The following is a 21,127-nucleotide window of genomic DNA, read 5'->3' as shown; positions in this document are numbered from 1 at the left end:
TACTATTTTCTTAACTATTCTTTCCGTGGCAGTTCTTATACTTAAGACCTGATCCACAAGGACATTCGTCATTACGACCTACGGTCTGTTCTTTCTTAACAGGCTGCGTAACTTGTTGTTCTCTTGTGTCTCTATCTTCTTCAGAAACACCCGTTGGCGAAGAAAGTTCTTGTTTCGTTGCTTTTATTTGTGCAGATGGTGCCGGAGCCGGGCGTGCCGCCTGTACATTTTCCGATTCTTGTTGTCCTGGAATATCACCTTTAAACAAGAAACTCACGATATCTTTATTCATGGTTGCCAACATGGATTTAAACAAGTTGTACGCTTCCATTTTATAAATGATAATCGGATCTTTCTGCTCATAAACCGCATTTTGAACCGACTGCTTCAAGTCATCCATTTCACGCAAATGCTCTTTCCAAGCCTCATCAATCAAAGCAAGAACCACGCCTTTTTCAAAAGATTTGAAGACTTCTTTACCTTCGGTTTCAACTGCTTTTTGCAAATTCGTCGCAACTTGTATGCCACGAATTCCATCTGTAAATGGAACAACCACATTTTCAATCATCGCTCCACGCTCCGCCAGTACATTTGTTAATACAGGAAGTGTTTGGTTCGCAATATGCGTTGCTTTGTTGTGGTAGTGTGTAATAATCTGTTGGAATAATGTATCCGTTAATCCTTCCACATTACCTTGTGCAAATTGCTCCGCAGAAATCTCCGGATTTACAGCAAACAAACGGATAATCTCAATTTGAAAATCTTCGTATGTTCCGCCTTCTTTTGCTTCAGCAACAACATCCTCAACAACATCAAAAATTGTATTGTTCAAATCAACGTCCAAACGTTCTCCAAAAAGGGCATTTTTACGTTTTGTATAGATTACCGTACGTTGCGAGTTCATCACATCATCGTACTCCAATAGACGCTTACGGATACCAAAGTTATTCTCCTCTACTTTACGTTGTGCACGCTCAATAGATTTAGTCAACATACTATGCTGCATCACTTCGCCTTCCTCAACACCCATCTTCACCATGATATTAGAGATACGTTCTGATGCAAATAAGCGCATCAAGTTATCCTCTAAGGAAACGAAGAACTGAGACGAACCCGGATCTCCTTGACGACCCGCACGACCACGTAACTGACGGTCAACGCGACGAGACTCGTGACGCTCTGTACCAATGATCGCTAAACCACCAGCATTTTTCACCTCTTCGGTAAGCTTAATATCCGTACCACGACCTGCCATGTTGGTCGCAATCGTTACCTGGCCTGGACGGCCTGCTTCTGCAACGATATCTGCCTCTTTTTGGTGAAGCTTCGCATTTAACACATTGTGTTTAATACCGCGCAACTTCAACATACGACTTAACAACTCCGAAATCTCTACGGAAGTAGTACCCACCAATACAGGGCGACCTTGCTCCGTAAGCTGCTGAATTTCTTGCGCTACCGCATTGTATTTCTCACGCGCCGTACGGTAAATAAAGTCCTGACGGTCATCACGCTGGATTGGACGATTAGTAGGTATTTCAACCACATCCAATTTGTAGATTTCCCACAACTCACCCGCTTCCGTTGAAGCGGTACCCGTCATCCCTGACAACTTATGGTACATCCGGAAATAATTCTGTAATGTAATCGTCGCATACGTCTGTGTCGCATCTTCGACTTTCACGTTTTCTTTAGCCTCAATCGCTTGGTGCAAACCATCGGAATAACGACGACCGTCCATAATACGACCTGTCTGCTCATCTACGATTTTTACTTTACCTTCATCAACGATATACTGATCATCAATCTCAAATAAGGTATATGCCTTTAACAATTGGTTGATCGAGTGGATACGCTCCGACTTAATCGAATAGTCACGTAATAACTCTTCTTTACGTTGTGCTTTCTCTTCTAAAGAAATATCAGCTCTTTCAATATCAGCAATCTCAGAACCAACATCTGGAAGGATGAAGAATGAAGGATCCTCACCTGAAGCCGTAATCAACTCAATACCCTTCTCGGTTAATTCAACCTGATTATTTTTCTCATCGATAACGAAGAACAATTCCGCATCCACCTTCGGCATATTACGGTTTTGCTCTTGCATATAGTAGTTTTCTACTTTCTGTAAGATTTGTCTATGGTTTCCTTCTGATAAGAACTTAATTAAAGCCTTATTTTTTGGTAAACCGCGGAAGGCTCTCAACAAAGCCATACCACCACGTTCAACATCTGCATCACCCGCAGCAATTGCTTTCTTCGCTTCATTGAAGACCGTGTTGATATATGCTTTCTGCGCATTTACCAAACGTTCGATCCGTGGTTTCAACTGATAGAACTCATGTTCATCACCACGAGGAATTGGGCCGGAGATAATCAATGGTGTACGAGCATCATCAATTAATACCGAATCGACCTCATCGATCATCGCAAAATGAAGCTTACGTTGCACCATCGCATCCGGCGTTTGCGTCATATTGTCACGTAAGTAGTCAAAACCAAACTCATTGTTGGTTCCGTATACGATATCCGACAAATACGCTTTTCTACGCTGTGGTGAATTCGGTTGGTGTTTATCGATACAATCAACACTTAAGCCATGGAACTCAAATAAAGGACCATTCCACTCGGAGTCACGACGTGCCAAGTAGTCATTCACTGTTACAATGTGTACACCTTGTCCGCTCAATGCGTTCAAATAGGTAGGCAAGGTACCTACGAGTGTTTTACCCTCACCCGTCGACATCTCGGAAATCTTACCTTGATGTAATACGATACCACCGATCAACTGCACATCGTAATGCACCATGTTCCATGTCACCTCCGTACCTGCGGCTGTCCATGTGTTTTTCCAAATAGCCTTATCGCCTTGAACAACCACATTCGGCTTACGAGCCGCTAACTCGCGGTCAAAATCCGTTGCTGTTACTTCAAGTTGTGCATTCTCCGTTAAACGGCGTGAGGTTTCTTTCACGACAGCAAATGCTTCCGGAAGAATATCCGCTAATATTTCCTCTAACTTCTTATCTCGGTCTTTTGCAAGCTTATCGACCTTCTCATAGAGCTCGGTCTTCTTGCCCATATCAACATCGTCCTTGTCGGCTTCCGTTTTTAATTCCGCTACCTCACTATCGATATCAGCAAGGTAATTTTTGATCCGTTCCTTAAAATCTAATGTCTTTCCCCTAAGCTCATCATTCGACAACGCCGACAGCTTTTCGTACTCGTCCTTAATCTTGTTTACAATAGGTTGGATTGATTTAATATCTCGCTCAGACTTACTGCCAAATAATTTACTTAAAAATTTTAACATAATATTTTTTTAATTCTCCGTTTTCCGCTGTGCAATAATGACTCCAATTGCATTTGGCAGACATTTTGGCACTAATCGGGCAAATTTAATTATTACATGTGATAACTAACAGGCTTTTACACTGTTTTTTTTTCGCTTTCCTCCCGGTTTGTCAAAAACAATTTTTGACGTGACTCCGGAACAATATTTAACTGTTGTGCTTCATCAAACATATATTGGATCGCAGCTCTCCCTTCTTCGCCCAAATCTTCCGAAAAACGATTCACATACAGCTCAATATGTTTATACATCACTTCTTCCTCCATCGCTTGCGCATGCTGTTTGATATAGGCAAGACCCGACTTCGGGTTTTCAAAAGCAAACTGCACACTTTGCCGCACCAATGTATTGATTTTTAACTTCAGATCAGCATCCAGGCTCCGCTTCACTACAATCCCACCCAAAGGAATCGGAAAACCGGTCGTACGCTCCCAGTAATCCCCCAGATCAACCACCTTTAGTAACCCCTTATCTTGATAAGTAAACCTATTCTCGTGAATTATTAAACCTACATCAATCCGCCCATCAAGCAAAGCTTCTTCAATATCCGAAAACACCAACTCAACTTTGTTTACTAATTGTGGAAAAGCAAGACCCAACAAGAAATTGGCCGTCGTAAACTTTCCAGGGATACCGACCCGAATTTTACTTTGATCCAGACTGCTCCCCGTCGTGTCATCCAAGACCTGTTGCAGCTGCTCAACCAAAGCCACGTCTTTTGCGATCAACAAAGGTCCTACCCCAAATCCTAAAGCACTCCCTGCATCAAGTAGTTCATAGGTATCCGCAGCATAGGCAAAAGCATGATAGCTTAGCTTTGTTACATCCAAAGCGCCAGCAAAAGCTTGGTGATTCAACGTTTCCACATCATGATACTCCACCGCAAAGGTTAATCCCCCTGTATCGATCTTACCATGTATCAACGCATCAAAAATAAACGTATCATTTGGACATGGGGAGAACCCCAAGGTAATTGTTTTCATAGTCATTATCTAACAAATAAGCCGAACACGCATTAGGCTATAATTTTATGTGTATATAGGAAAAGGATTAGGGCGATAAAAGTCACGAAAACAATCCCTTTTGCAACCTTATCCTGCTGCGTGTCACGTCGATAAAACAGCCGCACCAAAAACAGATTAATAGCGACAGCTAGTACATAGAATCCGATTTCCTTACCCTCAAAAAGCGAGGTCGCCACCGTACTATATTGTGTTAATAAATAAGCAATCCCCGGAAAGACACTTCCGATCAACAGGCCGAGCCAAAAATTATTTTTCATCCTTTATATCAAAGCTCCATGAATTTATTTCCGGAATAGCATGGTGAGCCGTCATATCAAACTGGGTCGGCACAACCGCAGCATAACCATTATGCAAGGCAAATACATCGGTCTCCTCCCCTCGGTCGTTGAGCTCAAACTTACCCGTCATCCAGAAGTAATCTCTATTATGTGGATCCGTACGCTCCTCAAACTCCTCCACCCAACTGCCATTCGCTTGACGACAGATTTTAATTCCTTTAATTTCCTCTCCTCGTGGGAAGTTTACATTAAGCAGGGTGTTTTTCGGCAGTCCATTTTTCAGTACTTGTTCCGTAATCCCTAACACGTATGGGCGACAGAAGGAAAAATCGGCCTGATGGGAGAAATCATCCAACGAAAATCCAATCGAAGGGATTCCTTCAATCGCCCCTTCGACAGCCGCCGACATTGTGCCCGAATAAAGCACATTAATGGAGTAATTTAGTCCATGATTAATTCCAGAAACACAGATGTCAGGCTTCTTACCTTTATATATTTTATGAATCGCTAGCTTCACACAGTCCACGGGTGTTCCCGAACACTTATACATCTCCACACCTTCATAAAGATCTATCTTATCCAGGCGCAGTGGTCGTCCAATGGTAATTGCATGCCCCATCCCAGATTGTGGACTATCGGGCGCAACAACAACGACATTTCCCAACTTTTTCATCTCCTCCAACAGAACCTTGATTCCTGGAGCCGTAATACCATCGTCATTAACGACCAAGATATTTACATTCTTCTTTGCCATAATGCGAATTTAGGAAAAACCTAATGAAATATCGCTCTATTCCGATACCTAAAAGGAGCATCTCGAGAATAGTGGAAGAAAAAAAAGAAAATATACTAAAGTAGTAGACCAAAAAAAATTAAATTTGTTCATCATGAAGAAAGATCAATCTAAAATCATTAGAGAACAGGCTCCTCGCTCTGCTACACGAGAGCATTCGGTTCCACTATACCTTACTTCCAGCTTTATTTTTGATAGCGCAGAACAAGGGCGTGCCATTTTTGCCGATGAAGAAGAAGGCATGGTTTATTCTCGTTATGCAAACCCGAATACAACGGAATTTATCAACAAAGTTTGCATCCTAGAAGAAGCCGAAGCAGGTCTAGCTTTCGCATCGGGCATGGCGGCTATTTTTGCTTCCTTTGCTGGATTTGTACGAAGCGGCGATCATATCGTTTCTGCAAAAGCAATTTTTGGATCAACCCACCAGTTGTTTACCCAATTATTGCCGCGTTGGGGAGTAACAACGACCTACGTCGATGCCGTGGATAATCAGGCCTGGGAAAAAGCAATACAACCCAATACAAAGATTCTTTTCCTCGAGTCACCATCCAACCCGGGGCTAGAGCTAGCTGATTTAAGTTTCCTGGGCGAGCTGAAGAAAAAATACCCACAGATTATTTTCATCATTGACAACTGCTTTGCGACGCCATACCTACAAAAGCCGTTACGCTATGGGTTCGACCTATCGATTCATTCCGCAACAAAATATATGGATGGTCAAGGGCGTGTTTTGGGAGGTGTCGCTGTAGGAAAGCAACAGCTTATTAATGAGCTGATGTTCTTTATCCGTCATACCGGTCCTGCAATGTCCGCATTCAATGCTTGGACCATATCCAAGAGCTTGGATACACTGGGACTCCGCATGGATAAACATTGCTCCAATGCACTAGCGCTGGCAGAAGCCTTAGAACAGCACACCGAAATCACCAAAGTAAACTACCCATTCTTGCCTTCTCACCCACAATATGAATTGGCAAGAAAACAAATGAAAGCTGGTGGCGGAATTGTAACATTTGAAGTAAAAGGTGGAAAAGAACGCGCCTACAGCTTCTTGGATGCTCTAGAGATGATTCTTTACACATCCAACCTAGGGGATGCACGCTCAATCGCAACACACCCAGGGTCAACAACGCACTCTAAACTAAGTGAAGAAGAACGTTTGTCACTGGGCATCACACCGGGTACAATACGTCTCTCCGTTGGTATTGAAGACCAAGAAGACATTATTGGAGACATACTCCAGGCATTAGAAGCTTCTAAATAAAAAAGGGGTTGCGCAAAACGCAACCCCTTTTTTATTTAGAATATCTTACCAATTACAATGCCGCTAGCGCTTGTTTGTAATTTGGTTCTTCGGTCGTCTCCGCGACCTGTTCTGTATACGTTACCACGCCATTTTCATCAATGACCACCACCGAACGGCTCAACAAACCGGCCAATGGCCCGTCTACGATCTTCAGCTGATATGCATCTGAAAAGTTTGAATCCTTATATTCAGAAAGTGTAATAACATTATCAATACCCTCTGCCGCGCAGAAGCGACCTTGTGCAAAAGGTAAATCCTTAGAGATACAAAGCACCACAGTGTTTGACAACCCCGCAGCCTCCACATTGAATGTACGTACTGAGGCCGCACATGTACCGGTATCTATACTTGGAAAAATATTTAAAATCACTTTCTTTCCGGCAAAATCTGACAATGTTTTCTCCGAAAGATCTCCCGCAGTAAGCTTAAAATCTGGTGCTTTCGACCCAACCTGAGGTAAATCACCCTGTGTATTTATACTATTTCCTTTAAATGAAATTTTAGCCATTTGTTTAGAATGTTAAATGAATATATGCTGTTAAGATACGAAGATCTTCTTAAAAATCCATGGCCTAAAATTTGTTACTATTTAACTGCGGTTAAAATTTGTTTATGAAATAAAAAAAAGCTATGTTAGCATAATATATTTAAAGAGGGACATCCACCCGCCAAAGGTGGACAACATCAGTAACCAAAGAAAGAAGCGTACAGCAAGAACAAGCTTTACGACTATTGAACAGAAAGATTATAAACGTATGAAAAGATTACTACTCGGATTATTACTTGCCAGCCCAACACTACTGTTTGCACAGGGGTCACAAGTAAACACGCAAAGCTTGAAAGCTGTCGGTATGTCTGGCGCTGGATCAGCTCTCTTCATTGACGAATCTTCAATTTTTTACAGTCCTGGAGCCCTGTCAAAGATGGATCACAATGCAATTTCGGCAGGTGTTAGTGGTATTATGTACCGTTCGGCCTTCCGGGAGGCAAACAGTATGGATGTACACCACACCAAATTTAAGATTACTCCACCTTTTTCTGTGTTTGCCACATTTGGCCCTAAAGACACGTGGTGGAAAGCCGGCTTAGGTATATACACCCCATTTGGGGGATCCGTAGACTGGGGGGATCAATGGCCCGGCAAATATGAACTAAATTATTTGCAGATGCGCGCCATCTACATACAACCAACCATCAGTTTCAAATTAACAGAAAACTTCGGTATCGGTGGTGGCTTCATCTATAATATTGGCCTTGTCGATCTTGGACGCTCTATTCCTTTAGCTTCCGCAGACGCTGCTTCAGGAAAAGCAGAGCTCTCTGGCGTAGGAACAGGAATGGGCTATAACGTAGGCGTGCACTATCATTTAGAAAACACGATAGCCATATCCTTGAGCTACCGTTCAAAAATTAACACCAAACTGAAAGACGGCGATGCGGAATTCACGGTACCTCCCGCCTTGGCTGCCTCTTTCCCAAACACTACATTCAGTGCGGAACTGCCTTTGCCAGCCTCCTTTAATATTGGAGTGAGCTTCCCGGTTAGTGAACGTGTAGATATTGCTGCCGACGGAACTTTCTTAGGGTACGATATCTACAAGGAGCTGGTATTCGATTATAAGGACAATACGGCGGTCTTACAAGACACCGAACAACCTAAAAAATACGAAAATGCATTCTCCGGTAAAGTGGGCGTAAATTATAAAACAACGGATAAACTAGCTCTTCGCGCCGGAGCAGGTTATGTGTTTACTCCTGTTCAGGCGAATTATGTTTCTCCAGAAACCCCAGACAACAACCGGGTGATGGCTTCGGCCGGATTTACCTACGAGGTGAATGACAAGTGGTCGCTGACGGGCGCCTATGTTTTTCAACACTTATTGAAACGTTCTGTCACCAGTGCTGTTACCAATCTTTCTGGAACATATGTGACAAACATCCACGCCCCAGGTATTTCGTTAACTTATAAATGGTAATCACGATGAAGAAGATATTCAACTACAACAAGTTTTTACTGCTTGCCGCAGCCTCTACCGCCTTTCTGTTTTCATGCAAGCCGGAGCTAGATGCCGTAAAACCAAGTGCTGGAGAAGCTAACTTCTCTAAATATATTTCTATTGGAAACTCCTTAACGGCAGGTTTTGCCGATGGCGGACTTTACCTAGAAGGACAGCAAGTGGCTTATCCCAACTTAATTGCCGCCCAACTGAAGCATACGGGCGGTAGCGACTTTAAGTCTCCTTTTTTCACAGAAGCACAGCGCAACGGATCAGGCTATTTGCGTCTCAAAGACCTCGTTAACGGGCAGCCAGTCATGGAAAATGTAACCACAGAGCTTGCTATTCGAGGAGCCAACCCAGCGGGAAAACCCTTATACACCAAATATACCGAGGAGATAAATAACCTTGGCGTACCAGGCATGCGCTTAGACATGGCTTTTGCTCCGGGTATTGGAACAGTTCAAGGCAATCCATTCTTTGAACGCTTGCTGGCGGATAATACACCAGGAACCTATCGCTACTTCGACTTTGCAACAACAAAGGACCACACTTTCTTTAGCTTTTGGCTAGGGAATAACGACATCCTGGGTTATGCGACAAATGGTGCTGTTACCGTACCTGGTGATGGAACAACGGTCTTAACATCAACGGCGACTTTCAACCAGCTATATAATAGCTTTATCGATGCATTAACGCTTAAACAACAAAAGGGTATTGTGGCAACGATTCCGGATGTAACCGCGGTACCTTATTTTACAACCGTCACCCGTAAAGCGCTTCTTGCTGCTGCCAGCGCGGCCGCAGGCTCGGAATTAAAGGACATCTACATCACATCGTCGAAAGGCATGCGCCCAGCAACGGACAACGATATGTTTGTCCTTCCATTCTCGTCCGCCGGACTTTTGGGTAAACCATCGCCGGGCAACCCTGCTCCATACGGCCTCCACCCTTCGAACCCTGTTGAAAGCAAATATGTGCTCGACACGGATGAAATAGCGGTCATCAAACAACGGACAACGGAATTTAACGATATCATCAAGAAGGCTGCCGAAAGAAAAGGGCTTGCTATCGCTGATGCACATGCATACCTGAACCGCGTTAAGAGCCCAGGCATTGTTTATAACGGACTCAGCGTCAACGCAAATTTCATTACCGGTAATGCGTTCTCCTTAGATGGCATTCACCTGACGCCAATGGGCAACGCATTAATCGCAAACTTGTTTATCGATGCCATTAATGCAACATACAACAGCAGCATTACAAAAATTGATGCGACGCAATACAGGGGTGTAAAATTCCCATAAGAAAATTAGCACCGTATAAGATACCCAACAAGACAAAACCCTGTCGCTAGCAGAAGCATAGCAACAGGGTTTTGTTATATATGCAGCAAAGCCGCTAGACAAAGTCCTTTCTTTTGGTTAAATTTGATAATTAAATTTGTTTATAATGAAAGTTCAATTAGCGAGAAAAAATAATGCGGTTCACTTTGAAGCGTCGAGTGAATCGTCGACAGTGAAAGTAAATATTGACGGTTCAGAAGCCATTGGTGGTGAAGGAAAAGGTGTTCGCCCGATGGAACTGGTCCTGATGGCACTTGGTTCCTGCAGTGTCTTCGATCTCAGCACGATCCTGAAAAAACAACGCCAGGACGTACAAGACATACACGTAGAGGTCGCCGGAGATCGTCGCGAAGAAATACCAAATATCTTCACAAAGATTCACATCTCGTTCTCTCTAAAAGGAGATATTGATGTTGAAAAAGCACAGAAAGCAGCAGAATTAGCGGTAAAAAAATACTGCTCTGTTCACGACATGCTTGCTGCGGGAGGCGTTGACATCACCTATAGCATTAAGATCAACTAGCATCGTCTTTACGCCATATTTTCTCGGCCCATCTTCCCACAAACCAAAAAGAAACAGCCAACACCAAGAAGAAGATGGTCCGGTTAATATTATCCCAGAGGTATTCCACAAATCGGGTATACAAGTTTAATATAAAGAACACAAAACCAATATCACGGGAAGCGTTATCCTTGGTCTTCATTCCGTATAAGGCCAACGCCAAAGAAAGTACCACCGCTAAAATGCCCCAGTAAAGAATGTGATATTGACGCACTTGCGACCAGTCATCAAAACTGGAATAATTCCCAAAGATCGACAAGCACCACAGCGCAATCATGGTATATAAAAGTCCAATCACATAGCTTGTAGACTGAAATGGTCGCAAGGCATTGATGCGAGGTTGTCCCCATACGGCAAAAGCAGTCAACAGGAACCCGAATATCGTAAAACGCAAGGGATAATTCATCCCCCAGAATTTAAAGCCCCAATTACTGCGATAGGCCGTCTCAGTAGCAAACCAAATCCCCAAGGCAACCAACGTAAAAACCCAGATTAATTTCGAATCCAACTTCACAGAAAGCACCGCATAAATGACTATTGACAGCAAGAAACACAATGTATAATTACTCGTTCCACGGTCCAAAATCTGGCCTAAGAAGCCTATACACGCTGCTGTAGAAAAAGCGCCTGCCAACATCAGGGTTTCGTTGGAAAAGGTTTTCTCCGGATACTTGCTCTTATTCCTAAAGCCTAAGAAGTAGAACACAACCGCCACGACCCCAAAAAACAAGCAGAAAACAATATTGGGTGTCTCGTAGAATCCTTCGATAAAACGAACGAGCGTATTATCGGCAAAGAGTGAAAAAACAGCGAAAATCAAGGATACTAAAGCTATCCAGAAGGCATAACGTGCCAATACTTTCCACTCAAAGCTTTTCTCATCGATTGTGCCGCGTAACTCCTCCACTTTTTCAGATGACAGGCGATCCGCCTCCTGCCAATAGGACAACGCTGTTTCGACAACCTCTTTCTCTTGCTTACTTAAATCTAATTTTTTCAAGGTATATGTGTATATTACAGAATCAACTTACAAATTAACAATAATAAAACGTTAAGCATCATCTAAAAATCAAAAATGGCTATTTCCTCCTTCCGTAACCGCTGCACTACGCTCAAAAAACTGTACCTTTGTATCTTGCAAAAAACCGAACGATGAAAACCTCGTATTCAGTAGGTTGACACCGTAGCCGAACGACAATAAGGTCTGCTCAACGCTATAGTGATTTCCGTTCTCACGGTCAAACTTAAGTGGCCGTAGCTACGGTTCAAGCGCGTTTTATTTGCAAAAAAGAAACAAAATCAAGAAACAAATGAGTGCCTCCAAACAAGAAGACCACATAGATTTAGGCGAACAAAATGAAATTGAGGTATTTGGTGCCCGCGTACACAACCTAAAAAACATCGATGTTACCTTTCCAAGAAATGAACTGGTAGTCATCACCGGATTGAGCGGTAGTGGGAAGTCGTCATTAGCCTTTGACACCATCTATGCCGAAGGACAGCGTCGCTATATGGAAACCTTTTCGGCCTATAGCCGACAATTCTTGGGCGGTATGGAGCGCCCTGATGTCGATAAAATCTCTGGACTGAGTCCCGTGATCTCTATCGAACAGAAAACAACAAACAAAAACCCGCGATCGACTGTAGGCACGATTACAGAGATCTACGATTTTCTGCGTCTTCTTTATGCCCGCGCCAGCGAAGCATATTCCTACGCAACCGGCAAGCTGATGCAGCGCATGTCGGAAGAACAAATTGTCGAGAAAATCCTAACGGAGTTTAAAGACGAACCGATCTATATTCTTGCACCAGCCGTGAAAGGGCGGAAAGGACATTACCGGGAGCTATTTGAGCAAATTCGTAAACAAGGCTACTCAAAAGTACGCGTGGATGGCGAGATTTTAGATATCGCACCAAAGATGCAAGTAGATCGTTATAAGATCCACGACATAGAAATTGTTATCGATCGTCTTTATGCAACGGAGGGCGATAGCAAAAGATTATACACCTCGGTCATGCAGGCCATGAAGAGTGCCAAAGGCATTATCAAAATTGCCAACAAAGAGGGCAGAGAGCACTTCTTTAGCCGTTATTTAATGGATCCGGAGTCCGGCATCTCTTACGATGAGCCTCAACCTAACACCTTTTCATTTAATTCACCCTACGGCGCGTGTGCGAAATGCGACGGACTGGGCTATATTTTTGAAATTGATAAAGACAGTGTAATTCCGGACAAGAAGCTAAGCATTCAGAAAGGTGCAATATTACCTTTGGGACCAGCCCGTGAATCATGGACGTTTCAAGTCGTAAAAGCTGTCGCCAAGAAATTTGACATCTCTCTTACAGCACCAGCGAGCACATTAAGTGATGAACACATCGACTTATTGTTATTTGGAGGCGAAGAAGATATATCCCTAACCGTTTCGTATGGGAGCTATGGTTCTCGCGAGTACAATGTTGTTTTTTCCGGTATTTTCAAGCTGCTGGAAGAACTCAATGGTCGCGGATCAGACGACGCCCCGGTACTGGATGATTTCCGGACAAAGGTGATGTGCCCTTCTTGCCAAGGCGCCCGACTTAAGGAAGAATCCCTGCACTTTAAAGTCGACAACAAAAACATTTCTGAACTTGCCAGCATGGATATGACGACGTTGAGCGCTTGGTTCGAAAATATCGAAACAAGACTTAATGATCGACAGAATACCATCGCCGCGGAAATCTTAAAAGAAATTAGAGCACGCATTGGCTTCCTTTTGGATGTAGGCTTGAGCTACCTCAGCCTGGACCGCTCCTCTAAGACATTATCTGGAGGTGAAGCACAGCGTATCCGCTTAGCCACACAGATCGGATCACAACTGGTAAATGTACTCTACATTTTAGATGAGCCGAGTATCGGTCTACACCAGCGGGACAACGAACGGTTAATTAATTCATTGAAGAACCTACGCGATATCGGCAACTCTGTTCTGGTTGTCGAACACGACAAGGACATGATCCTACATGCCGATTATGTAATCGATATGGGACCTGCTGCAGGTGTAAACGGCGGGGAAGTCGTGGCACAAGGCACACCAAAAGAAATTTTAGCGGCCAATACATTAACGACGAGCTATCTCAATGGTTCAAAAGAAGTCGCCATTCCTACCACACGCCGAAAAGGAAGTGGGCTGAAGCTCTCCCTCCAAGGTGCGACAGGTAACAACCTCAAGAATGTCAATGTGGACTTTCCGCTAGGTACCTTAACCTTAGTAACGGGGGTATCGGGATCTGGTAAATCGAGTTTGATCACAGGCACATTATACCCTATTTTAAACAAGCACTTTTTCCGCGCGAAAGCAACGCCAATGCCATATAAAAGCATTGAAGGATTAGAACATATTGACAAAGTCATCGAAATAGACCAAAGTCCGATTGGCCGCACACCACGCTCTAACCCATCGACTTATACGGGAGTCTTTTCCGATATTCGTACCCTTTTTGTACAACTCCCTGAAGCAAAAATCAGAGGATACAAACCAGGGCGGTTCTCTTTTAACGTAAAAGGGGGACGCTGTGAAACTTGTCAGGGAGCCGGACTAAAGATTATCGAGATGAACTTCTTGCCCGATGTGCAAGTTCCATGCGAAACATGCCAGGGCAAGCGTTATAACCGCGAAACATTGGAAGTGCGCTACCGTGGAAAATCTATCTCGGACGTGCTCGACATGAGTATCGATGAGGCGGTACCATTCTTTGAAAATATCCCTTCCATCTACCGCAAGATAAAAACCTTGCAAGATGTAGGCCTGGGATACCTGACCTTAGGGCAATCATCTACAACCTTGTCTGGTGGAGAGGCACAACGGGTTAAACTTGCGACAGAGCTTTCCAAGAAAGATACCGGAAACACCTTCTATATCTTGGATGAACCAACTACAGGACTGCACTTTGAAGATGTCAATGTCTTGCTTGGGGTAATCAACCGATTAGTAGACCGCGGCAACACCGTACTGATTATTGAGCATAACTTGGATGTGGTAAAAACTGCCGACTGGGTTATCGACATGGGACCAGAAGGAGGTAGAAATGGTGGTCAGTTAATGTTTGCCGGCGTTCCTGAAGATCTAATCAAGGAAAAGAAAAATGAAACCGCACGGTTTTTAAAATTAGAGATGCAATCATTTTCGTAACTTTGTTCTTGTATGTCGGATATCATTCAGTTATTGCCAGATTCGGTAGCCAATCAAATTGCCGCAGGGGAAGTGGTGCAACGCCCAGCCTCAGCCGTTAAAGAACTTGTAGAAAATGCAATCGATGCTGGAGCAGACAAAATAAAACTTATTGTAAAAGATGCCGGAAAGACGTTGATCCAAATCATCGATAATGGTTGTGGTATGAGCATCACCGATGCACGACTTTGTTTTGAGCGGCATGCGACCTCAAAAATCCGTAAGGCCGAAGATCTATTTGCAATCCGCACCATGGGCTTCCGTGGCGAAGCTATGGCCTCTATCGCCGCCATTGCGCAAGTAGAGCTAAAAACGAGACGTGTAGAAGATGAGCTCGGGACCATCATTGAAATCGAGGGTTCTAAGATTATCGATCAACGCCCAGAAGCACTACCGGCAGGTACCAGCATATCAGTAAAAAATTTATTCTACAACATCCCTGCGCGACGCAATTTCCTAAAAAGCAACTCTGTCGAGCTCCGTCATATTATTGATGAATTTCAACGCATTGCATTAGCAAATCCAGCAATCTTTTTTAGTCTGCACAGTGATGGGAACGAGCTGTTTCACCTGCCGGCAGAGACATTGAAACAACGCATTGTACACCTCTTTGGAAACACCTATAACCAACGACTTGTCCCCGTAGAAGAGGATACATCCATCATTACGATCAATGGGTTTATAGGAAAGCCAGAGTTCGCAAAAAAGACACGCGGAGAGCAATTTTTCTTCGTAAACAAGCGCTTTGTCAAAGATCCGTACTTAAATCACGCCGTGATGAATGCCTACGAAGAAATTCTTCCGGCTGAAACATTTCCGCTTTATGTCCTGTTCATCGATATCGACCCCGCAAAGATTGATATCAACGTACACCCTACGAAAACGGAAATTAAGTACGAGGACGATAAGGCCATCTATGCCATTATACGTTCTGCCATCAAACGATCTTTAGGTCGCTATAATATCACGCCAACCCTGGACTTTGATCAAGATACCAGCTTCAGTAGTTTTATATCGACGAAGCCGCTGGACGAGATACAGGCGCCAACCATCACGTTCAACCCAGATTTCAATCCTTTTGAGGATATCAAGTCCAATGCTTCGGCACGATCTACCGCTTATGCGGAAGGCTTTGAAAAGAAAGCCGGGATACCCCAAAACTGGGATACCTTATATAAAATTACCGAGCGTGACGATGCCGAGCAACTGCCATTGCTCCCAATAGAAAGTGAAGAAGATAAATCGACAGCAACCACAAGCAGTAGCGAAGCTCCGAAACAATTTTTTCAACTTCATAACCGTTTTATAGTTTCTCAGATACATTCCGGTTTAATGCTTATTGATCAGCAGGCTGGACACGAGCGTATCCTTTTTGAGCACTACAAAGAACAACTCGAGAACAATAAAGGTATTAGTCAACAAAGCTTGTTTCCACAAACCATTGAACTCAATGCAGCAGACTTTACCCTTATGGATGATATTCTTCCAGAGCTCCAGTCCTTAGGCTTTCAATTGCGCCCTTTCGGAAAAACAACTTATATTGTAGACGGGATTCCGGCGGACTTGGGAAGCAATGTTAATGAAACAAAAATACTAGAACAGCTGTTAGAAGATTTTAAGAACAATAAAGATGCGTTGAAACTAAGCAAACGAGAGAATCTCGCACGCAGCTTGGCAAAAAATGCATCAATCAAAGCAGGACAGTCCTTAGATAACCAGGAGATGGCAGAGCTTATCGATAAGCTTTTTGCGACAGAGTCTCCGAATGTATCGCTACATGGAAAACCTGTAATAATAACCATAACACTGCAGGAACTCATGGAGAGATTCGGCAAAAACTAATGATACGAACGATATATGAATAATCTCTTTTCAAATATGACTCCGGTCGTCAAGAATTTGTTGATCATTAATGTCCTCTTTTTTATAGGATCTGCTATTTTCCCGCTTTCGGTACGGCTTTTTGGTGTTTTCTATCCAGACTCCCCTTTCTTTCATATTTGGCAAGTCATTACCTACATGTTTATGCACGGTAGCATGGGGCATATTTTCTTCAATATGTTCTCGTTGGTTATGTTCGGCTCTATCATTGAGCAGGTACTGGGGTCGAAAAGATTTTTGAATTTCTATTTTATCTGTGGAATTGGCGCCTTGGTGCTACAATATGGCGTTCAAGCCTATGAGGTATACAATATTGCGGGAACCGTACGGGCAGCACAATTTTTACACTTTGATATGTTGAACAATCAGGTGTCGTCCAACCTTAAAGTATCCGAAGCAGATTTCTCCACATTAACGTCCATCTATGGAACCCCATTAGTGGGCGCATCGGGAGCGATCTATGGTCTACTGCTTGCTTTTGCATACTTATTCCCAAACATGTCACTTTATCTCTTTTTTATACCTGTCCCTATCAAAGCAAAGATTTTTATACCTATATTGATACTCATAGAGATATATTTAGGTTTTGCAGATGCTGGCGGTTCTATTGCCCATTTAGCACATGTAGGCGGCGCTTTATTTGGTTATATCTTGATAAAAATATGGGGCATAAGGAGAGGAATCTAACATATGAAACAAAGTAGTTTAAAGACTTTTTGGCAAAATACATATAAGGGAGCATCCCCTATACCTGTTATTATTACCATCCAGGTCTTACTCTTTGTGCTGATTCATATTTTTGACTTACTCCGCGAAGTTGGACTCACTCAAACACCATACTACGACTACAGTGTAAGCTTCCTAAGCCTTCCATTATCCTTTGACAAGTTCCTGACACAACCCTGGTCATTACTGACCTTCCCGTTTTTATACACGGGTATCTTTCAACTCCTGTTTGACTGCCTTTGGCTATTTTGGATCGGTAATACGTTTCTCGTTTTTCTGAATAAACGGCAAATGCTCTATCTATATTTTTCGGCCATTATGGTTGGAGCCGTTACATTCCTATTGCTCGGAGGTATCCCGGCCTTACAGCGTAGCGTACAGCAATCGTTCCATACCTCAACCTTCGGGATCGTAGCCCTTGTTGCCGCAACGACCATGCTCGTACCCAAGATGGAGGTACGCCTCTTTCTTTTCGGAAATGTGCAGCTTCGGTATATCGCCTTTTTCTATATCGCATTATCCATAATATTCTACGCTTTGGTCAACAAAGCGGGAGCCATTGCTGTTTTAGTGACTGCCGCGTGGGGCGCCCTGTATCTCAACCAGCTTCAAGCAGGTCGTGACTTCAGTCAACTATTCCAACGTAAACAAAAGCGTAGCAAACTACGTGTGGTACATCACAATAAACAAACCAATACTGCACGGGGCAATCGTCACCCCTCCGATATGCCCAATCAAGTGGAGATCGATGAAATATTAGATAAAATTTCGATAGGAGGCTACGAAAGCTTAACTTCACACGAAAAAGAAGTACTATTTAAAGCAAGTAAGAGCGAGTCGTAGCAAATGGCAAAAAAAACTTTCTTCAAAAAGAATCTTGGTTTTTTCAGTAAAACAGTCTTTATCTGCAATATTATTGCAGTTATACTGCTATTACTAAGCTATTCGGCCGCATTTATCAACCCCGAAACGATATGGCCAATTGCTTTCTTTGGCTTAGGCTACCTTCCTATCTTGCTCCTTAACCTTGGCTTTGTTGCCTATTGGTTTTTACGTCGCCCTAAATATGCATTATTTACGTTGATACCTATCTTGTTGGGATGGAACCTTTTGACCCAGCATGTCGGCTTCCGTAGCAAAATAGAACAAGAGCCGAAAAAGGATCAGGATGCCATGCGGGTCATGACTTTCAACGCACATTTATTCAAGGATGTTAAAGAGACCCCGGGCAGTGATATCAAAAAAGAAGTGCTGGAGATTATTAAAGAAACCAATCCCGATGTCCTCTGTTTTCAGGAATTTTTCACGAAAATAAAGGGCTCCAAAAAATTGAGTGACAAAATTAATGATCAGATCGGCTTCAGAAGCTTTTATTTTGAACCTGCGATGAAGAGTAACTCCGAAGGTTATGGTCAAATAATATACTCGAAGTTTCCCATTGTAAATTCAGGGATTATTGCACACAACGAGTACGGTATTAACCGCATTATCTTTGCCGATATTGTCAAGGCCGAGGATACCATACGGGTATACAATGTTCACCTTCGCTCCTTCGCTTTACAAAATGAGGACAAAGAGTTTATTCAGAATCTATCCGCCAACTCGGAACAAAATGAGGGCGCTTCCCGTCGTTTAGGACGTAAGCTAAAGTATGCATTTGCGAAACGTAGTCAACAGGCTACCGCCTTGAAAAACCATATCGATTCTACACAGCATCCTATCATCGTTATGGGCGATTTCAACGATACGCCAATGTCATATAGTGTCAACCATATCCGTAAAAACCTACGGAATACGTTTCAAGAAAAAGGACAGGGATGGGGTGTTACACACTATGAGATGTTACCGTTTTTCCAAATCGATTACATTTTATGCAGTAAACAATTCCAGGTAAATAATTATAAGATTATTAAGAAAAAACTATCCGATCACTATCCGGTATATGCTGATATCTTGCTTACAAGCCGCTAGGGTAGCGCGCTAAAATGTTGTAAAGCCTGCTTCACAAAAAGATCTCTTCTATTCTTTACTTTGAAATAAGCCTCTCGACCAAAGTAATAACGTCCAACCAAAGCCTCAATATCACTTTCGATCGTATTTCTTAATTCATTCTTCTTTTTATCGGAAATAGCGATGCCAGCCTTACGAACAAAATCAATAAAAGCATGATATTCATTGTCTGGCAAGTTATATCCCGACAGGAAGTTTTCAATGGAATAGGCCGGCAACTTTTTTGTGAATCGACCATATACAAACTGATCAATAAAGCCGTACCGAACCAGATCTTGATACGGCGACTCGTTAATATTAGAATCTCGAGGCATCTGAATATCCGGGAGGATACCACCACCACTATAGACCGCTTTCCCTGCTTTCGTCGTATAAGTTTGTCCATGATTATACAAGGTATCAAGCGCCCATAAGCCTTTATACATCGTATTAAAGTCCATCATATTGGACCAGTTCGGGGTATACTTTTTCTGTATACTACGCCCTAAGGGAGTAAAGTACCGCGCTATACTCAAGTTTACTGTCGAACCGTCCGAAAAATCATACTGCTCTTGCACAATCCCTTTCCCATACGAACGTCGGCCAATCACAACACCGCGATCCCAATCCTGTATCGCTCCCGTCACAATCTCACTCGCGGAAGCCGTTTCTTCATTTATTAATACAGCCAGGCTGCCATCCGCAAAGCCCCCACTCTCATCCGAGAAATAATCTTGACGCAATTCATGTGCCCCCTCTGTATATACGATCAAACGACGGTCTTTAAAAAACTCACTCGCCATCTTAATCGCAATATGAAAATATCCACCACCATTATCGCGTAGATCTAAGATTAATCGTTTAGCCCCCTGCTTTTTTAAAGCAACAATAGCAGCCTGAAATTCTTCACCGGTATTCATGCCAAAGCGGCGAACCTTGATATAACCCACCGTAGGTTCAATCATATACACCACATCCAATGAACTAACGGTGACCTGATTTCGAATAACCTTGATTGCATTCGGCAGTTCAACACCATTTCGTTGCACAAACACATTAACCGCCGTTCCACGCTTCCCACGAATTAGCTTCTCCATCTCTTCCTGCGACACACTAACCCCCGCCACCGTCCGGTTATTCACCCGCAACAAACGATCCCCAACCCGAAAGCCCGCTTTATCCGCTGGACCATTATTGATCAACGAAACGACCAACAGCGTATCCTTTAAATTAAAATACTCCATACCAATCCCCTCGAAAGTACCATCTAAAATTTCGGTCTGCCGCTGTGCTTCGTTAGGCACCAGGTAGCTGGAATAAGGATCTAAATGTGATATGATATGGTTAATGGCACCGTTCTGCACGGAATCAACGTTGACACTGTCGACATATGAATTGGATATCAGATCGATGAGTTGCTGGATTTTCCAGGTATTATCCGAAAGGCCAATAGGCACCAAACTGCTCCCGGGCTTACTTCCTTCTTCGTCCACATAATTCTGTCCTAAAAGAATACCCAAAAGCAATACGGCAGCATAAGTCGCTGCGACAAATAAACTACGTTTGGTACCTTTCTGCATGGTCAATCTTTCGGTGCAAAATTACTATTGTTTTTTCAAATAATATGGGGTTAATTAACACCATAAGTAGCAAAATGTAGT

The 21,127-nt window shown here is 43.1% G+C and carries 16 protein-coding genes; 9 read left to right on the top strand and 7 right to left on the bottom strand.

The features are described from left to right. Nucleotides 1-10 precede the first annotated feature (10 nt). From secA to surE, 4 genes are all read right to left on the bottom strand, one after another. Nucleotides 11-3,313: a preprotein translocase subunit SecA gene (secA, locus tag B9Y69_RS14010; RefSeq protein WP_085473600.1), complete on the bottom strand. Its 3,303-nt coding sequence runs from the start codon at nucleotides 3,311-3,313 to the stop codon at nucleotides 11-13. 116 nt (nucleotides 3,314-3,429) lie between these two features. Then, complete coding sequence (locus B9Y69_RS14005) at nucleotides 3,430-4,335, bottom strand: menaquinone biosynthesis family protein (protein ID WP_085473599.1); 906 nt, start codon at nucleotides 4,333-4,335, stop codon at nucleotides 3,430-3,432. A 32-nt stretch (nucleotides 4,336-4,367) separates the two neighbouring features. Further along, nucleotides 4,368-4,634 (bottom strand): hypothetical protein, encoded by a 267-nt coding sequence (locus B9Y69_RS14000; protein WP_085473598.1) that lies wholly within the window; start codon nucleotides 4,632-4,634, stop codon nucleotides 4,368-4,370. Next, entirely contained in the window at nucleotides 4,624-5,409 is a 786-nt protein-coding gene (gene surE / locus B9Y69_RS13995; RefSeq protein WP_085473597.1) for a 5'/3'-nucleotidase SurE, read from the bottom strand. The genes B9Y69_RS14000 and surE overlap by 11 nt, the downstream gene beginning before the upstream one ends. 133 nt (nucleotides 5,410-5,542) lie before the next feature. Between surE and B9Y69_RS13990 the strand changes: the two genes are divergently transcribed. Then, entirely contained in the window at nucleotides 5,543-6,715 is a 1,173-nt protein-coding gene (locus B9Y69_RS13990) for a trans-sulfuration enzyme family protein (protein ID WP_085473596.1), read from the top strand. A 52-nt stretch (nucleotides 6,716-6,767) separates the two neighbouring features. Here the strand turns inward: B9Y69_RS13990 and tpx are convergent, their stop codons facing one another. Further along, a complete protein-coding gene (gene tpx / locus B9Y69_RS13985; RefSeq protein WP_085473595.1) occupies nucleotides 6,768-7,265 on the bottom strand; it encodes a thiol peroxidase in 498 nt (165 codons plus the stop codon). A gap of 247 nt (nucleotides 7,266-7,512) precedes the next feature. On the opposite strand from tpx, the gene B9Y69_RS13980 reads away from it, so the two are divergent. The 3 genes from B9Y69_RS13980 (at nucleotide 7,513) to B9Y69_RS13970 (ending at nucleotide 10,623) form a co-directional block, all read left to right on the top strand. Then, a complete protein-coding gene (locus B9Y69_RS13980) occupies nucleotides 7,513-8,733 on the top strand; it encodes an OmpP1/FadL family transporter (RefSeq protein ID WP_085473709.1) in 1,221 nt (406 codons plus the stop codon). Between the two features lie 5 nt (nucleotides 8,734-8,738). Beyond that, on the top strand, nucleotides 8,739-10,061 hold the full coding sequence (locus B9Y69_RS13975) for an SGNH/GDSL hydrolase family protein (protein WP_085473710.1): 1,323 nt from the start codon (nucleotides 8,739-8,741) through the stop codon (nucleotides 10,059-10,061). Nucleotides 10,062-10,206: 145 nt separating this feature from the next. Next, complete coding sequence (locus B9Y69_RS13970) at nucleotides 10,207-10,623, top strand: OsmC family protein (RefSeq protein ID WP_085473594.1); 417 nt, start codon at nucleotides 10,207-10,209, stop codon at nucleotides 10,621-10,623. Here B9Y69_RS13970 and B9Y69_RS13965 read toward each other — a convergent pair. Further along, nucleotides 10,616-11,662: a DUF2157 domain-containing protein gene (locus B9Y69_RS13965; RefSeq protein ID WP_085473593.1), complete on the bottom strand. Its 1,047-nt coding sequence runs from the start codon at nucleotides 11,660-11,662 to the stop codon at nucleotides 10,616-10,618. The two genes, B9Y69_RS13970 and B9Y69_RS13965, sit on opposite strands and share 8 nt — an antisense overlap. Before the next feature lie 310 nt (nucleotides 11,663-11,972). Between B9Y69_RS13965 and uvrA the strand changes: the two genes are divergently transcribed. Genes uvrA through B9Y69_RS13940 form a run of 5 tightly spaced genes read left to right on the top strand, consistent with a single transcriptional unit; the run spans nucleotide 11,973 to nucleotide 19,448 of the window. Continuing rightward, on the top strand, nucleotides 11,973-14,831 hold the full coding sequence (gene uvrA, locus B9Y69_RS13960) for an excinuclease ABC subunit UvrA (protein ID WP_085473592.1): 2,859 nt from the start codon (nucleotides 11,973-11,975) through the stop codon (nucleotides 14,829-14,831). 12 nt (nucleotides 14,832-14,843) lie between these two features. Continuing rightward, nucleotides 14,844-16,712: a DNA mismatch repair endonuclease MutL gene (mutL, locus tag B9Y69_RS13955; protein ID WP_085473591.1), complete on the top strand. Its 1,869-nt coding sequence runs from the start codon at nucleotides 14,844-14,846 to the stop codon at nucleotides 16,710-16,712. A 15-nt stretch (nucleotides 16,713-16,727) separates the two neighbouring features. Continuing rightward, the gene (locus B9Y69_RS13950; protein ID WP_085473590.1) at nucleotides 16,728-17,438 is read left to right on the top strand and encodes a rhomboid family intramembrane serine protease; all 711 of its coding nucleotides are present in this window, start codon (nucleotides 16,728-16,730) and stop codon (nucleotides 17,436-17,438) included. Between the two features lie 3 nt (nucleotides 17,439-17,441). Continuing rightward, nucleotides 17,442-18,320 (top strand): rhomboid family intramembrane serine protease, encoded by an 879-nt coding sequence (locus B9Y69_RS13945; RefSeq protein WP_085473589.1) that lies wholly within the window; start codon nucleotides 17,442-17,444, stop codon nucleotides 18,318-18,320. 3 nt (nucleotides 18,321-18,323) lie between these two features. Then, nucleotides 18,324-19,448, top strand: coding sequence for an endonuclease/exonuclease/phosphatase family protein (locus B9Y69_RS13940; protein ID WP_085473588.1), 1,125 nt, complete (start codon nucleotides 18,324-18,326; stop codon nucleotides 19,446-19,448). On the opposite strand, the gene B9Y69_RS13935 is transcribed toward B9Y69_RS13940, so the two are convergent. Beyond that, entirely contained in the window at nucleotides 19,445-21,046 is a 1,602-nt protein-coding gene (locus B9Y69_RS13935) for a S41 family peptidase (protein ID WP_085473587.1), read from the bottom strand. The two genes, B9Y69_RS13940 and B9Y69_RS13935, sit on opposite strands and share 4 nt — an antisense overlap. Between the last annotated feature and the right edge of the window lie 81 nt (nucleotides 21,047-21,127).

The sequence above is a fragment of the Sphingobacterium psychroaquaticum genome, from assembly GCF_900177625.1.
Classification (GTDB): Bacteria; Bacteroidota; Bacteroidia; order Sphingobacteriales; family Sphingobacteriaceae; genus Sphingobacterium; species Sphingobacterium psychroaquaticum.
The sequence above is the reverse complement of the archived record's forward strand: the minus strand, read 5'-3'. Positions and strand labels throughout refer to the sequence as shown.

What these genes read in the sequence shown, in the direction of transcription:
- secA (WP_085473600.1), bottom strand. Translation starts at nt 3,313, where the DNA reads ATGTTAAAATTTTTAAGTAAATTATTTGGCAGTAAGTCTGAGCGAGAT.
- B9Y69_RS14005 (WP_085473599.1), bottom strand. Translation starts at nt 4,335, where the DNA reads ATGAAAACAATTACCTTGGGGTTCTCCCCATGTCCAAATGATACGTTT.
- B9Y69_RS14000 (WP_085473598.1), bottom strand. Translation starts at nt 4,634, where the DNA reads ATGAAAAATAATTTTTGGCTCGGCCTGTTGATCGGAAGTGTCTTTCCG.
- surE (WP_085473597.1), bottom strand. Translation starts at nt 5,409, where the DNA reads ATGGCAAAGAAGAATGTAAATATCTTGGTCGTTAATGACGATGGTATT.
- B9Y69_RS13990 (WP_085473596.1), top strand. Translation starts at nt 5,543, where the DNA reads ATGAAGAAAGATCAATCTAAAATCATTAGAGAACAGGCTCCTCGCTCT.
- tpx (WP_085473595.1), bottom strand. Translation starts at nt 7,265, where the DNA reads ATGGCTAAAATTTCATTTAAAGGAAATAGTATAAATACACAGGGTGAT.
- B9Y69_RS13980 (WP_085473709.1), top strand. Translation starts at nt 7,513, where the DNA reads ATGAAAAGATTACTACTCGGATTATTACTTGCCAGCCCAACACTACTG.
- B9Y69_RS13975 (WP_085473710.1), top strand. Translation starts at nt 8,739, where the DNA reads ATGAAGAAGATATTCAACTACAACAAGTTTTTACTGCTTGCCGCAGCC.
- B9Y69_RS13970 (WP_085473594.1), top strand. Translation starts at nt 10,207, where the DNA reads ATGAAAGTTCAATTAGCGAGAAAAAATAATGCGGTTCACTTTGAAGCG.
- uvrA (WP_085473592.1), top strand. Translation starts at nt 11,973, where the DNA reads ATGAGTGCCTCCAAACAAGAAGACCACATAGATTTAGGCGAACAAAAT.
- mutL (WP_085473591.1), top strand. Translation starts at nt 14,844, where the DNA reads ATGTCGGATATCATTCAGTTATTGCCAGATTCGGTAGCCAATCAAATT.
- B9Y69_RS13950 (WP_085473590.1), top strand. Translation starts at nt 16,728, where the DNA reads ATGAATAATCTCTTTTCAAATATGACTCCGGTCGTCAAGAATTTGTTG.
- B9Y69_RS13945 (WP_085473589.1), top strand. Translation starts at nt 17,442, where the DNA reads ATGAAACAAAGTAGTTTAAAGACTTTTTGGCAAAATACATATAAGGGA.
- B9Y69_RS13940 (WP_085473588.1), top strand. Translation starts at nt 18,324, where the DNA reads ATGGCAAAAAAAACTTTCTTCAAAAAGAATCTTGGTTTTTTCAGTAAA.
- B9Y69_RS13935 (WP_085473587.1), bottom strand. Translation starts at nt 21,046, where the DNA reads ATGCAGAAAGGTACCAAACGTAGTTTATTTGTCGCAGCGACTTATGCT.